A 12,873-nucleotide genomic window follows, 5' to 3' on the forward strand; every position below is an offset into this window, starting at 1 on the left:
CCTCAGCGGCGGGCCAGCGCCCGGGCCAGCAGGTCGTCGAGCCGCGTCGCGCTGTCGCGCTCCAGCACCAGCCGCACCGGCAGCAGCCGCAGCACCGGGCCGAGGATTTCGCCCGCCGGCGTGCCGAGCAGGCGCACCGCGTCCTTCTCGGTGGTGACGAGCTGGAGGTCGCCGGCATCGGCGGCCCGGCGCAGCTCCAGCGCCTCGGGCACGCTGTAGGCGTGGTGGTCGGGAAAGCCGCGGGCGAGCACCGGCGTCGCGCCGATCTGCCGCAGGGTGTCGAAGAACTTGGCCGGCCGGCCGATGCCGGCGAAGGCCGCCACCCGGTGGCCGAACAGCCGCGCCGCGCTCTCCGCCTCCGGCGCCAGCCGCCCGCGCAGCACCGCCAGGCCCTGGCCGAGCGCCGCCAGCGCCACCGCCTCGCCGGCCGCCCCCTCGCCGATCAGAAGCACCGCCTGGGCGCGGGCGAGCTGGGGCGCCAGCGGCGCCCGCAGCGGCCCGGCGGGCAGGCACAGCCCGTTGCCGACCCCGACCGCCGCATCCACCACCAGAATCGACAGCGCCTTGGCGAGGGCGGGATTCTGGAAGCCGTCATCCATCACCACCACGTCGGCCTGCGCCGCCACCGCCAGTTCGGCGCCGGCGCGGCGGTCGCGGGCGACCACGGTGGGCGCGACCCGGGCCAGCAGCAGCGGCTCGTCGCCGGTCGCGACGGCGCGATGGGCCGGCGTCACCAGGACGGGGCCGGGCAGCCTGCCGCCATAGCCACGGGTGAGGAAGACGGGATGGCGGCCCAGCGCCTTCAGCCGCTGGGCGACGGTGAGGGCGGTCGGGGTCTTGCCCGCCCCGCCGACCGTCGGATTGCCGACGCACACCACCGGCACGCCGGGATCAAGGCCCGGGCGGGTGAGCCGGTGGGTCGCGACGGCGCCGCCGAGCCACCCCAGCGGCGCCAGCAGCCGGGCCAGGCCGGCCGGCTCGCTCTGCCACCAGAAGCCCGGCGCGCGCATCGCTCAGCACCCTCCCGCGATGCCGGCGGCGGGGCGGGGCGGGCGAAGCGCCGTCGGACGGGCCATGGCTAGTGCCGCTCCAGCCGGATCTGGACGAGATAGGGGTCGATCGCCGCCAGCGTGCGGTCGAGCCCGCCGCCGAGCGCGGCGAGGGTCGCCCGGCCGGCATCGACCGTGCGCGAGCGGCGACCCTGGTCGCCGAACAGCATGTGCACCTGGTGGAACAGCTCCTCTGCGCTGGTCACGGTCTCGGCGCCGTAATTCTGGTTCAGCCGGCTGTAGATGTCCTGGAAATTCATCACATGGGGGCCGTGCACCACCGCGCAGCCGAGCCGGATCGGCTCGATGGGGTTCTGCCCGCCATGGCGCACCAGCGAGCCGCCGATGAAGGCGAGCGGCGCCACCCGGTAGAACAGGCCGAGCTCGCCGATGGTGTCGGCGACGTAGATCTGGGTGCCGCGGTCGGGCAGGTAGCCGTCGCTGCGCAGCACGGCGGGAAGCCCCGCCTCGGTGGCGGCGCGGACGACGTCGGCGCCCCGCTCGGGATGGCGTGGCGCCACGATGGTCAGCAGCTCCGGCATGGTCGCCCGCAGCCGGGCATGGGCGGCGAGCACCGCCTCCTCCTCGCCGGGATGGGTCGAGGCGGCGAGAAACACCGGGCGGGTGCCGATCGCACGGCGTAGCGCCGCCAGCGCGTCCTCGGCGACGGGCGGCGGCGGGGCGTCGAATTTCAGGTTGCCGGTGACGGACACGCGCGGCGCGCCGAGCCGGGCGAGCCGGTCGCCGTCCTCCCGCGCCTGCGCAAGGCACAGGTCGACCCGCGACAGCAGCGCCCGCACGCTGCGCGGCGTCTTCTGCCAGCGCTCGAAGGAGCGGGCGGACATGCGCGCATTGACGAGCAGCAGCGGAATGCCGCGCGCGTTCACCTCCACCAGCAGGGTCGGCCACAGCTCGGATTCGACCAGCAGCACGAGGTTCGGCCGCCAGTGCCCCAGGAACCGGCGCAGGAAGGCCGGCGCGTCGAGCGGCACGAACTGGTGCACGATCCCCGGCGGCAGCCGGCTCGCCGCCAGCCGGGCGGAGGTCACCGTGCCGGAGGTCAGCAGCACCTCGAAGCCGCGCCCGCGCAGCCGGTCGAGCAGCGGCAGCACCGCGATCACCTCGCCGACGCTGGCGCCGTGCACCCACACCAGCGGGCCGCGCGGGCGCGGCGCCGAGGCGATGCCGAAGCGCTCGCGCAGGCGGGCGGGGTCTTCCTTGCCGCGCCGCACCCGCGGCATCAGCGCCAGCCGGGCGAAAGGCGTCGCCAGCCGCATGCCGAGGCGGTAGAGCCGGATCGGCAGCGTGGTCCGCGCCTCAGCCATGCGCCGGCCCGGCCTCCGGCTCCCGCTCGCCGGACGGGCGCGGCGCGGAGCGGCCGACCAGGGCCTCGGCGCGGGCGGTGATGGTGTCGAGCTGGCGCTGCAGCTCGGCGCGCGCCGCCTCCAGCGCCGCGGCGTCGGCATCGGCCGGCACCCGCACGCCGTCACCCGCCACCACGGCGGCGCGGCCGAACGGCAGGTGGATGGCGGCACGGTCCCAGCTCCGGGCGAGGATGCGGTTGGAGGTGGCGATCGCCACCGGGTAGATCGGCCGGCCGGAATGCTTGGCGATGGTGACGACGCCGAGCCCGGCCACCCGCGAGATCTTCGGCACGTCCGCCGTCATCGCGACGTTGCAGCCCTCTTCCAGCGCGCGGATCATCTCCAGCGTGGCGTTGAAGCCGCCCTTCACCCGGAAGTCCCGCCCGGCCGCGCCGGAGCCGCGCACCGTGCCGATGCCCAGCGCCTCGGCGGCGATGGCGTTCACGTCGGCATCCGGGCTGCGCGAGATCATGACCTTCGCCCGATGGTACGGCTTCACGAGGAACGGCGTGAGGAAGTGCTGCCCGTGCCAGAAGGTGAGGATCATCGGCAGCTGGGCGTCGGCCAGATCATAGAGATTGGCCGGCTCCATGACCACGCGCGAGCTGCGCCAGACGAGACGCAGATAGCCGGCCATGCTCCTGCCCAGCAGGGTGCGCACGGTCGGCGAAGTACGCAGGCGACGCCACATAAGGCGGCGTCAGTTCCCGGACGCGCCGGACGTCACGCCCGAGTCCGGATCGAGAAGCCGGTGCAGGTGCACGATGAAGTAGCGCATATGGGCGTTGTCGACGCTCTGCTGCGCCTTGGCCTTCCAGGCGGCGTGGGCGCTGGCGTAATTGGGGTAGATTCCCACGAGGTCGAGCGCCGCCACGTCGCGGAAGGTCACCCCGTCCAGCGATTCGAGCTCGCCGCCGAACACGAGGTGGAGAAGCTGGTTACTGGTCTGCGCGCTCATCGTCCCCGTCCCGATCCTCCGGCCTCACCGTGCGGCGTCCACCACCGAAGGGTGGAGCAGCGCCCCCGCGGACACCAGTGCGGCATGACGCGGCACCGGCGCGTTGTAGGCGAGCCCGCGTCCATCCACCGTCGTGAGGAGTCCACCCGCTTCGTGCACCAAAAGGTCCGCGGCGGCAAGGTCCCAGTCATGCCCGTTGGGCGAGGCGAGCGCGGCGTCGAGCTCGCCGGAGGCGACCCGGGCGATGCGCAGCGCCAGCGAGTGCACGCGCTCGCCGGGGCGGATCGCGCCGTGGCGGCGGATGCGGTCCAGCATCGGCGCCGGCCCGTCCATGCGGGCGCCGCCGAGCCGGGCGACCTGCGAGACCGCGATGGGCTGGCCGTTGCGGGTGGCGCCGCCGCCGCGCGAGGCCACGAACAGCTCGTCCGTCACCGGGGCGAACAGCGCGGCCGCGATCGGCCGCCCCTCCTCCACCAGCGCCACCGCCACCCCCCAGTCCGGCCGGCCCGCCATGTAGGAGCGGGTGCCGTCGATGGGGTCGACGATCCACAGCCGGGCGCGGCCGAGCCGGACGGGATCGTCCGCCGTCTCCTCCGACAGCCAGCCATAGCCCGGCGCCAGCCCGGTGAGCCGCTCGCGCAGCATCGCGTCCACCGCGAGGTCGGCCTCGGTGACCGGGGAGTTGTTGCTCTTGGACCAGGACTTGATACCCGCGCGGAACATCGCCACCGCCACCGCGCCGGCGGCGACGGCGGCATCGGCCAGATGCCGCGCGGCAATGGCGGGATCGGCGAGGAGATCGCCGTCCGGGACGGCGGGGAAGTCGTTCTCTGAAGCCATCAGAGGGGATTAAGCGCCGCGTCGCCCACATGCAAGCCGGCCGCGCGCCCGGAAGCCCCCGGCGAGGTGCGGCGCAAGATTCCATCAAGCATGCCGGCGCTTTCCCCGCCCCCGCGGCCGGCCAAGGAAGTCTCAACCATGTCCCTTAAGCCGATGGCCAAGAGCCGCGCCTAGTCTGCCCTCACGACCGGGGCCAGCGAGCCATCGGCCGGGCCACGGCCCGGACCACAGAACCGGCGGGGAGACACCATGCGTCAGACAGAAACGGGCGGGAGCCACCCCGCGCGAACCACCCCCCATGTCCGCCTGCGCTGTCCGCGGGGCGCGCAGGACTGGCCGCTGCGCTTCTGCGCCGCCGAGCCCGCCGCCGATGACGGGCTGCGCCACATCGCCGTCGCCCGCGACGCGGTCAGCCTCACGCGTCGCCTTGGCGGCGCCGTGGAGCGCCGCCGCGTGCCGGTGGCGGCCTATCGCGGCCTCGCCGTGGTGCTGCTGGAGCCGGACGGCGACGGCGAGGGCGTCGCCCTCGTCCTCACCCATGACGATCCCACGCTCGATGTGGTGTTGCACGCCGCGCCGGATGCCGACGACATCGTGGCGGAATGGCGGGGCTGGTGCGCCGCGCTCGGCCTGCCGATGCTGGTGCCGCTGGCCGGCGGCGGCTACAGCCCCGCCGCGGCCATGCTCGGCCCGCTGCCGGTGGGCACGCCGGCGGGACGGCGCGGGCGGCGGGCGGCGCTGCGCCACCGGCGCCCCAGCGTGTTCCGCCGCCGCAGCCGGGGCCAGCCGCTCGCGGTACGCCCGCGGCCGGGGCCGCGCGCCGCCGGCGAGGTGTGAGACGTCCCCGCCGAGAGCACGATTGCAACCGCCGCCGCGGGCCCTAAGCTCGCGCGGCGCCCGAACCGCCCCGTTTCATTCCGTGAGGCCCGTCGTGACCCCTGCCCGCCTTGTTCCGGCCGCCGCGCTGGCCGCCGCCCTGCTGACCGCCACCCCGGTGCTCGCCGGTCCCTGCAGCGACAGGATCGCCGTGCTGCAGGCGGTGGTCGACAATGTCCTCGACACCACCGCCGGCCGGGGCGGCAGCGCACCGGAGAGCATCGACGCCCTGCTCGACCGCCAGCCGACGCCGGAATCGATCGCCAAGGCCGAAATCAAGCTCGGCGAGGGCGCCGCCCCCGACAAGGCGCTGCACGAGTTGGAAAAGGCCCGCGCCCTCGACGCGGCGGGCGACGCCGAGGGCTGCAAGGCCGAGCTGAAGAAGATTCGCCGCCTGCTCGGCGCCACCCCGGACTGATCGGCCGAAGCCTTACGCCGAAATCCTTACGCCGGAATGCCAGCCTCCTTCGGCCGGCGGGCCCGCCTCAGCCGCGGCCGCGCGCGGCGCGGGTCGGGCGCACCTGCCGGTCGAGCCAGTTCGCGATCTCCCGCACCTGCTCGTCGCGGCGCATCAGGCTGTCGCTCAGGCCGTATTTCCAGCCGAGCCGCCGGTCGCCGGGGCGCGCCTCCAGCGCTTCGAGATCGGCGGTGAAGGCGTCGCGGTCGGCGACATCGGCGAAGAAGCCCTCGTCGAACACCGCATCGCCAATCCGCCGGATGATGGCGGCCATCTCCCGGAACGGGTATTCGGGGTGGTACTGCACCCCCCACGCGACGCTGGCGCCGCAGCGGATTTCCGCCGCCTGCACCGCGCTGTGGCCATTGGTGGCCAGCAGCTCGGCGCCGGCCGGCAGGGTCTCGACCTCGTCGAGATGCACCGTCATCGCCTCGAACACCGCCGCCTTGCCGGCGTAGAGCGGGTGGGCCGCGCCGGCCGGCGTCACCTGGATGCGGCGGCCGAAGCCGAGTTCGCGTCCGCGCGGGTTCTTGCGCACCGTGCCGCCGGCCGCCACCGCCAGCACCTGGAGCCCCCAGCAGCTTCCGAACAAGGGGGTGCCGCTGGAAAAGCCGGCGCGGATCAGCTCGATCTGCCGGGCGATCTCCGGGCCGCCATTGTAGATGTTGAGCGAGGAACCGGTGATGGCGATGCCGTCATAGCCGGCGAGGCCGTCGCCATCGGGCAGGTTGGCCCCGGCATCGGCGGGATAGCAGATGTCCACCACCGCCCCCGGGAGGAGCTGGCGCAGCAGACGGGCATAGCCCTCGCTCGGCGCCTCGCCGCCGAACAGCGTGTGGCGTCCGCGCGCCGAGGCGGTGTTGCCTTCGACGACGAGCAGGCGGGTGGGGCGGGAAAGCAGGGTTGCGTGCGGCATGACGGCGTTCGCTGGATCAACGGCGGAGAGGGCGGGGCGTTCCCGCCGATACCGGCTTAAAACCCGCCGCCACGGCGAAATCGCGGCACCGGCAGCGGGCGGGCCTCATTCCGCCCCGGGGTGCGGGCCGGGCGCGGCCTGCCCCGGCGCGGGCGGGCCCCAGGCGCGCAGGAAGGCGTCGACCATATAGGTGACGACCTCGACGATCTTCGCCTCGTCCGGCGGCGGCATGTTGCCGAACAGCATGGGCATCACCACCGGGGCGTGGCAGCCGACGAGGAACTGCCAGGCGCTCAGCTCCGGCGCCGGCAGCCGCAGCTCGCCGGCCTGCTCCCGCCGGCGCAGCCATTCCGCCAGCCGGACGACGCCGGCGGTGGGGCCGGATTCCAGGAACTGCCGGCCGATGTCGGGAAAGCGGTCGGCGATGGAGATGACGATGCGCAGCACCGCGACATATTCGGGCTGGATCATCGCGTGGACATAGCTGCGCCCGACCCGGAACAGCGCGGTGCGCACGTCGGCGGCGTCGTCCACCTCGAAGATGCGCTCGGCGGTCTGGGTGCATTCCTCGTCGACCAGCGCCGAGAACAGCTCCTGCTTTGAGGCGAAATAGACGTAGAGCGTGCCCTTCGACACCCCGGCGGCGCGGGCGATCTCCGCCATGTGGGCGCTGTCGAAACCGAGGGCGAGAAAGACGCGGCGGGCGCCCTCGAGGATCTGCCGGCGCTTCTCCGCGTCGTGGCCGCCGCCCGGCGCCTCAAGGTGACCTTCCCGGCACGACATCATGAGGCTGGCGCTGACCCTTCGAGAACAAAGGCCGCGGGTGCGAGGGTGCGGCCGCCCGACTTAGCCAGAGCAGCGGGCGCCGCACAAGCCCGGCGCGACCGTCACATCTTTTTGACCGAACTGTTCAGTTTAGCATTGAAGGCGCCGCGGGAAGCCCTTATGAATGAGTCAACCGCGAGGGGATCGCGGGGGCTCCCGCAAGCCTCCGGTTCCGGTTCCCTCGATGGTAGAGGGAGGAGAGCGAATCCGCCCCCCAAGCTCTCCTCCCTCAGCCCTCTCCACGACCCTTGCCGTCTTGTCCCGCCGCAGCGGACCGCCCGGGCGGCGCCGCGCGACGGCGCCCCGACCGGGCGCGGCTACCGGAGGGATCGGCACCGCCGCGCCGGCATTCCGGCGCCTGCGGCGCAAAGCGGGCGACATCGGCCCACGCCGCTCTGGCATTCGCGGCCTTTTACCCCATCTGAAAGCACCATCTGGTGTCCCCACATGGCTTGCCCACTTGGCGTTGCCACGCGGGCGGGGTATTGGTGCCCGGCTCGTCGTCGCGCGGCTGCCGAACGTCACATGCTTTTCCAGCGTCCAGATGCTGCGCCAGGGTCGCGGCCACGCAGGCCCGGCGCCTGCATGCGCCAGCCTTCGCGCGGCTCGCGGTCAGGGTCGTGTTGAGACCATCATGTCCGAATCCATGTTCGAGAGGAAAGGGCGCTCCGTGCCTTTCGCCGCCGAGATCGCCGCCCTCGGGGTGGTGTTCGGCGACATCGGGACGAGCCCTCTCTACGCTTTCCGCCAGGGCCTGCTGGCGGTCGGCCAGAACAGCTTCACCACGGCGGACGTGCTCGGCCTGCTGTCGCTGATCACCTGGGCGATCATCCTCTCCGTGACCTGCAAATACGTCCTGCTGGTGCTGCGGGCGGACAATGACGGCGAAGGCGGCATCCTCGCCCTGCTCACCCTGCTGGACCTCCAGCGCAGCGCGGTGGGCGGGCGCATGTGGCTGCTGGTGGTGGGGCTGGTCGGCGGCGCCATGCTGATCGGCGACGGCGTGCTCACCCCGGCCATGTCGGTGCTCTCCGCCATCGAGGGGCTGGAGGTGGTGGCCCCCGCGCTCGACCACTGGATCGTGGCGGCGACGGTGGTGGTCATCCTCGGCGTCTTCCTCTCGCAGCAGGCCGGCACCGAGAAGATCGGCGCGTTCTATGGCCCGATCATGCTGGTGTGGTTCATCACGCTGGGCGGCATCGGCGTGCACGGCATCGTCCAGGCCCCGCAGGTCCTCACCGCGGTGGACCCCCGGCACGGCGTCATGCTGCTGGTGGACCACCCCTTCCTCGCCGGCGCCATCCTCGGCGCCACCTTCCTCGCCATCACCGGCGGCGAGGCGCTCTATGCCGATCTCGGCCATTTCGGCCGGCCGGTCATCGCCCGGGCCTGGCTGTTCGTGGCGATGCCGTCGCTGCTGCTGAACTATTACGGCCAGGGCGCCACCGTGCTGGTGGACCGCAACGCGGTGCGCAACCCGTTCTACGACCTGTCGCCGGACATCATCGACGTGCCGCTGCTGTTCCTCGCCGCGGCGGCCACCATCATCGCCTCGCAGGCGATCATCACCGGCGTGTTCTCGCTGGCCAAGCAGGCCATCGAGCTCGGCTATCTCCCGCCGATGCGGGTGCGCTACACCAGCGAGCACAACGACCAGCACATCTATATCGGCCGGCTGAACTGGCTGCTGATGCTGGCCTGCATCGCGGTGGTGGTGTCGTTCGGCTCCTCCGACCGGCTGGCCTCGGCCTATGGCATCGCGGTTGCCATGGCGATGGTCTCGACCACGGTGCTGTTCGTCGCCTATGTCCAGCGGAGCTGGCAGTGGCCGCTGCCGCTGCTGATTGTGCTGGCGGGCAGCCTCGCGGTGATCGACGTCTCCTTCGCCCTCGCCAACCTGACCAAGCTGCACGATGGCGGCTGGCTGCCCGTCGCCATCGCCGCCGTGGTGCTGGTGGTGATGGTGAGCTGGCGGCGGGGGCTGGAGGCGCTGGGCATCCAGCAGCGCCGCTTCACCGAGCCGCTGGACGAGTTCATCTCGCGCGGCCGGCCGGCCGGCTGCGCCACCAGCCACCGCACCGCCATCTTCCTCTCCCGCGCCGGGGCGATGACCCCGGTCGCGCTGAGCCGGCTGTCGAGCCTGCTCGACGTGCGCTTCTCCAAGGTGGTCATCGTCTCGGTGTGGATCGCCTCGCGCCCGCGCGTGCCGGTGGACGACCGGGTCCGCGTCACCGCGCTCGATGCCGAGCATGTGCGGGTGGACCTGCGCTTCGGCTACATGCAGCAGATCGACGTGCCGGCGGTGCTCGACCCGGCGCTGCACGCCCAGGGCGTCGACCCCGACGATTCGGTCTACCTGATCGGCCACGAGCGCATCGTGCCGCCGGACGAGATACGTGCGGTTCGCGACGTGCTTGCCCATATATTCGCTTTCCTGGCGCGCAACGCCGAACGGTCGGTGGACCGTTTCGGCCTGCCGCGGCCGCGCACGATCGAGATCGGCTACCCCGTCCGCCTGTGAGGGCGGCCCCGGGCCGGCCGGCGGAGGGCCTTGCCATCGCCTTGAACTGCGACGAAAAGACCCCACCCCGCCGGGCGGGAGCCGCGCGCCGCGCGGAGCCCGCATGTTACCAAGGCACGGCGACGAACTTCCGGTACGTAAACCGCGACGCGGCGGGGCGGCCCGGCACATGACGGCAGACGAGGCGGCCAGCACGGCATGGCACCGGCAGGGCATGGACAAGTTGAAGGCATGGGCAAGTTGAAGGCCATCGGCGCATTCCTGCGGGACAAGGTCGGCTGGCACGGGCTCGGCGTGCTGGCGAGCCTCGTGATCATCGGCATCGCCGCCACCGTGCTCTACGAGATGCTGCGGAACATCCGCCCGCACGAGGTGCTGGCCGCCCTCACCGCGACCGACCCGTGGCGCATCGCGGTGGCGGCGGGCTGCGTGGCGGCGGCCTATTTCACCCTCACCTTCTATGACTGGTTCGCCCTGCGCACCATCGGGCGCCCGCACGTGCCCTACCGGGTGGCGGCGCTGGCCTCCTTCACCTCCTATTCGATCGGCCACAATGTCGGCTTCTCCGCCTTCACCGGCGGCACGGTGCGCTACCGCATCTATTCCCGCTACGGCCTCGGCGCGGTGGACGTGGCGAAGCTGTGCTTCGTCACCGGCCTGACCTTCTGGCTCGGCAATGTCACCATCCTCGGGCTGGGCATCACCATCGAGCCGTCGGCGGCGAGCGCGGTGGACCAACTGCCGCCCTGGATCAACCGGCTGATCGGGCTCGGGCTGCTCGCCGGCCTCGCCGCCTATGTGGCGTGGGTCGGGCTGAAGCCACGGCGCATCGGCATCGGCAAGGAGCACTGGACCGTCACCCTGCCCGGCGCCCGGCTCACCGCGCTGCAGATCGGCATCGGCATCGTCGACCTCGCCTTCTGCGCGGCGGCGATGTACGTGCTGATGCCGCAGCAGCCCTATATCGACCCGATCGCGCTGGGCGTCGTGTTCATCTCGGCGACGCTGCTGGGCTTCGCCTCGCACGCGCCGGGCGGGCTCGGCGTGTTCGACGCGGCGATGCTGGTGGCGCTGTCGCAGTTCGACCGCGAGGCGCTGCTCGGGGCGCTGCTGCTGCTGCGCCTGCTCTATTACGTCGTGCCCTTTGCGCTGGCGCTGGTGCTGCTGGGCGCGCGGGAGATTCTGGTGAGCCGCGCCGACCGCCGCAACCCGCCGGCGGCGGCGCCCGGCGGCAGCGCCGCGCCGACCGTGCTGCACCCGGCGCCGGCCCCGGACGGGCCGCGGCAGCCGGAGACCGCGGGCGAGCCGCGCCGCGCCTCCCGCTGATCCCTCCCACCGGCGGCGCCACGGCGCATGGAAGGCAACGTCACCCCGGAGGCCGCGGTCAGCGACCGAGGCCGGGCAGCATGTTCTCGAGGCCCAGCAGGCTTTCCATGCTCTTGGGGATGTGCCGCACCTTCACCCCCGGCGGCAGGTCCATGCGGGCGGGGTCCTGCGGCCCGCGCGTCACGCGGGTGGCCTCGAACAGGGTCTGCGGCTGGTCGCGCAGGAAGGTCTGCGCCCGCACCACGATGCCGTCGGGCGTGACGCAGGCATCCACCGTGCCGGAGCTGGTGGTGGTGCGCCAGACGTCGCAGATCTCGTTCGCCACCCGGTCGCGGTGCAGCCATTCGCCCTCGTCGGGCAGATTGAGGAAGAGATAGTCGCGCGGCAGGTCGAGCTCGACCGCGTTGCCGCGCAGGCCCTGGATGTCGGCCAGCACGACCAGCTTTTCCTTGCCGCGGTCGAGGAAGCCGGTCACCGCCCCCTTCCCCGCCAGCCCGACATCGATGCGCAGCCGCCGCCCGGAGGCGGCGATGTCGAGCAGCACATTGTCCGCCGCGACCCGGCCGGAGACGGCATAGTCGCCGTGCGGCGCCGGGATCGGGTCGGCGCAGGCCGCCTGCGCGCACAACCCGGCGCAGAAGGCGAGGACGCCGGCAGCGGCCCGGCCGCGCAGCGGCTTCATGCCCCGGCCGCCCCGCTGGCCTCGCGGGCGAGGTAGGCGGCGCCGTCGAGCACGATCGCCGGGTCCGGCACGCCGATGGCGCGGTCGTCCCGCCCCTCATAGGGCAGGTGGGCCAGCAGGTGGCGGATGGTGCCGAGCCGGGTGCGCATCTTGTCGTTGCCGAGCACCGCGGTCCAGGGCGCCTGCGGGCGGTGGGTCGCCGCGATCATGGTGTCGCGGGCACGCGAGATCGCGTCCCAGCGGGCCGGCGCCGCGAGGTCCACCGGCGAGAGCTTCCACCGCTTCAGCGGGTCCTTCTGCCGGTCGAACAGCCGCTTGAGCTGCATCTCCCGGCCGATATCCAGCCAGAACTTGAAGAGGCGGATGCCGTCCTCCACCAGCATGGTCTCGAACACCGGGGTCTGCTCGAGGAAATGCGCGGTCTGCAGCGGGGTGCAGAACCCCATCACCGGCTCCACCACGGCGCGGTTGTACCAGGAGCGGTCGAAGATCACGATCTCGCCGCGGCTCGGCATGTGGGCGACGTAGCGCTGGAAATACCACTGCCCGGCCTCGGCCTCGGTGGGCTTGGCGAGCGCCACCACCCGCACCGAGCGGGGATTGAGATGCTGGGTGAGGCGGTGGATGGTGCCGCCCTTGCCGGCGGCGTCGCGCCCCTCGAACACGATGGCGACCCGCTCGCCGGTGTCGCGCACCCATTTCTGAACCTTCAGCAGCTCGATCTGCAGCGTGGTCAGCTCGCGCTCATAGGCCTTGCGCTTGGGCCGGTCGGGATAGGGATAGCCGCCGCTGCGGTAGGCGGCACGGGCGATGAGGGGATCGAGCGCGGGCGCTTCCAGCGAGAAGGCGGCCAGCGCCCGGCCCAGCGCGTCGGCCGGCTTCGTCGCCTCCGCCCCGGCGCGCGTGCCGGCCCCGGCGGTCTCGTCCGTGGATGCGCCGGGCTTGCTCCCGGCCTTGCCGTTCTTGGTCTTGGCGTCCTTGGTCTTGGCGTCCTTGGCCTTGGCGCCCTTGGTCTCGGAGTCCTTGGCCTTGGCATTTTTGGCCTTGGCGTTTTTGGCC

At 72.7% G+C, this 12,873-nt stretch carries 13 protein-coding genes; 4 read left to right on the forward strand and 9 right to left on the reverse strand.

Translation table 11 applies throughout. The features are described from left to right. Positions 1-2 precede the first annotated feature (2 nt). From lpxK to KHC27_RS11980, 5 genes are all read right to left on the reverse strand, one after another. Positions 3-1,010, reverse strand: a complete 1,008-nt coding sequence (gene lpxK / locus KHC27_RS11960; protein WP_213339329.1) for a tetraacyldisaccharide 4'-kinase — start codon at positions 1,008-1,010, stop codon at positions 3-5. A 68-nt stretch (positions 1,011-1,078) separates the two neighbouring features. After that, entirely contained in the window at positions 1,079-2,374 is a 1,296-nt protein-coding gene (locus tag KHC27_RS11965; RefSeq protein ID WP_213339333.1) for a 3-deoxy-D-manno-octulosonic acid transferase, read from the reverse strand. Then, entirely contained in the window at positions 2,367-3,104 is a 738-nt protein-coding gene (locus tag KHC27_RS11970) for a lysophospholipid acyltransferase family protein (protein ID WP_213339334.1), read from the reverse strand. The genes KHC27_RS11965 and KHC27_RS11970 overlap by 8 nt, the downstream gene beginning before the upstream one ends. Positions 3,105-3,113: 9 nt before the next feature. Continuing rightward, positions 3,114-3,371 carry a DUF4170 domain-containing protein gene (locus KHC27_RS11975; protein WP_213339335.1) on the reverse strand — a complete coding sequence of 86 codons (258 nt, stop codon included), beginning with the start codon at positions 3,369-3,371 and terminating at the stop codon, positions 3,114-3,116. Positions 3,372-3,395: 24 nt separating this feature from the next. Then, positions 3,396-4,211, reverse strand: a complete 816-nt coding sequence (locus KHC27_RS11980; RefSeq protein WP_213339338.1) for a 3'(2'),5'-bisphosphate nucleotidase CysQ — start codon at positions 4,209-4,211, stop codon at positions 3,396-3,398. Positions 4,212-4,460: 249 nt separating this feature from the next. On the opposite strand from KHC27_RS11980, the gene KHC27_RS11985 reads away from it, so the two are divergent. Both KHC27_RS11985 and KHC27_RS11990 read left to right on the forward strand, forming a co-directional pair. After that, a complete protein-coding gene (locus KHC27_RS11985; protein WP_213339340.1) occupies positions 4,461-5,048 on the forward strand; it encodes a DUF6101 family protein in 588 nt (195 codons plus the stop codon). Positions 5,049-5,142: 94 nt separating this feature from the next. Continuing rightward, positions 5,143-5,505: a hypothetical protein gene (locus KHC27_RS11990; protein ID WP_213339342.1), complete on the forward strand. Its 363-nt coding sequence runs from the start codon at positions 5,143-5,145 to the stop codon at positions 5,503-5,505. 67 nt (positions 5,506-5,572) lie between these two features. Here the strand turns inward: KHC27_RS11990 and KHC27_RS11995 are convergent, their stop codons facing one another. Further along, positions 5,573-6,460 (reverse strand): type 1 glutamine amidotransferase, encoded by an 888-nt coding sequence (locus KHC27_RS11995; protein ID WP_213339343.1) that lies wholly within the window; start codon positions 6,458-6,460, stop codon positions 5,573-5,575. Positions 6,461-6,565: 105 nt separating this feature from the next. Next, the gene (locus tag KHC27_RS12000; protein WP_213339345.1) at positions 6,566-7,246 is read right to left on the reverse strand and encodes a TetR/AcrR family transcriptional regulator; all 681 of its coding nucleotides are present in this window, start codon (positions 7,244-7,246) and stop codon (positions 6,566-6,568) included. A gap of 673 nt (positions 7,247-7,919) precedes the next feature. Here KHC27_RS12000 and KHC27_RS12005 point away from each other — a divergent pair. Together KHC27_RS12005 and KHC27_RS12010 are read left to right on the forward strand one after the other, a co-directional pair. After that, the gene (locus KHC27_RS12005; RefSeq protein WP_246519877.1) at positions 7,920-9,806 is read left to right on the forward strand and encodes a potassium transporter Kup; all 1,887 of its coding nucleotides are present in this window, start codon (positions 7,920-7,922) and stop codon (positions 9,804-9,806) included. Positions 9,807-10,037: 231 nt separating this feature from the next. Next, positions 10,038-11,132 (forward strand): putative bifunctional lysylphosphatidylglycerol flippase/synthetase, encoded by a 1,095-nt coding sequence (locus KHC27_RS12010; RefSeq protein ID WP_213339347.1) that lies wholly within the window; start codon positions 10,038-10,040, stop codon positions 11,130-11,132. A 58-nt stretch (positions 11,133-11,190) separates the two neighbouring features. On the opposite strand, the gene KHC27_RS12015 is transcribed toward KHC27_RS12010, so the two are convergent. Beyond that, on the reverse strand, positions 11,191-11,814 hold the full coding sequence (locus KHC27_RS12015; RefSeq protein ID WP_213339349.1) for a hypothetical protein: 624 nt from the start codon (positions 11,812-11,814) through the stop codon (positions 11,191-11,193). Next, entirely contained in the window at positions 11,811-12,680 is an 870-nt protein-coding gene (gene ppk2, locus KHC27_RS12020; RefSeq protein WP_425514876.1) for a polyphosphate kinase 2, read from the reverse strand. The genes KHC27_RS12015 and ppk2 overlap by 4 nt, the downstream gene beginning before the upstream one ends. Positions 12,681-12,873 lie beyond the last annotated feature (193 nt).

This window comes from Ancylobacter lacus (assembly GCF_018390635.1).
Lineage (GTDB): Bacteria > Pseudomonadota > Alphaproteobacteria > Rhizobiales > Xanthobacteraceae > Ancylobacter > Ancylobacter lacus.

Excerpts from the sequence above, each read along its gene's own strand:
- KHC27_RS12005 (WP_246519877.1), top strand. The coding sequence starts at position 7,920 with ATGTCCGAATCCATGTTCGAGAGGAAAGGGCGCTCCGTGCCTTTCGCC.
- KHC27_RS11970 (WP_213339334.1), bottom strand. The coding sequence starts at position 3,104 with ATGTGGCGTCGCCTGCGTACTTCGCCGACCGTGCGCACCCTGCTGGGC.
- KHC27_RS12000 (WP_213339345.1), bottom strand. The coding sequence starts at position 7,246 with ATGATGTCGTGCCGGGAAGGTCACCTTGAGGCGCCGGGCGGCGGCCAC.
- lpxK (WP_213339329.1), bottom strand. The coding sequence starts at position 1,010 with ATGCGCGCGCCGGGCTTCTGGTGGCAGAGCGAGCCGGCCGGCCTGGCC.
- KHC27_RS12010 (WP_213339347.1), top strand. The coding sequence starts at position 10,038 with ATGGGCAAGTTGAAGGCCATCGGCGCATTCCTGCGGGACAAGGTCGGC.
- KHC27_RS11985 (WP_213339340.1), top strand. The coding sequence starts at position 4,461 with ATGCGTCAGACAGAAACGGGCGGGAGCCACCCCGCGCGAACCACCCCC.
- KHC27_RS11980 (WP_213339338.1), bottom strand. The coding sequence starts at position 4,211 with ATGGCTTCAGAGAACGACTTCCCCGCCGTCCCGGACGGCGATCTCCTC.
- KHC27_RS12015 (WP_213339349.1), bottom strand. The coding sequence starts at position 11,814 with ATGAAGCCGCTGCGCGGCCGGGCCGCTGCCGGCGTCCTCGCCTTCTGC.
- KHC27_RS11995 (WP_213339343.1), bottom strand. The coding sequence starts at position 6,460 with ATGCCGCACGCAACCCTGCTTTCCCGCCCCACCCGCCTGCTCGTCGTC.
- KHC27_RS11965 (WP_213339333.1), bottom strand. The coding sequence starts at position 2,374 with ATGGCTGAGGCGCGGACCACGCTGCCGATCCGGCTCTACCGCCTCGGC.
- KHC27_RS11975 (WP_213339335.1), bottom strand. The coding sequence starts at position 3,371 with ATGAGCGCGCAGACCAGTAACCAGCTTCTCCACCTCGTGTTCGGCGGC.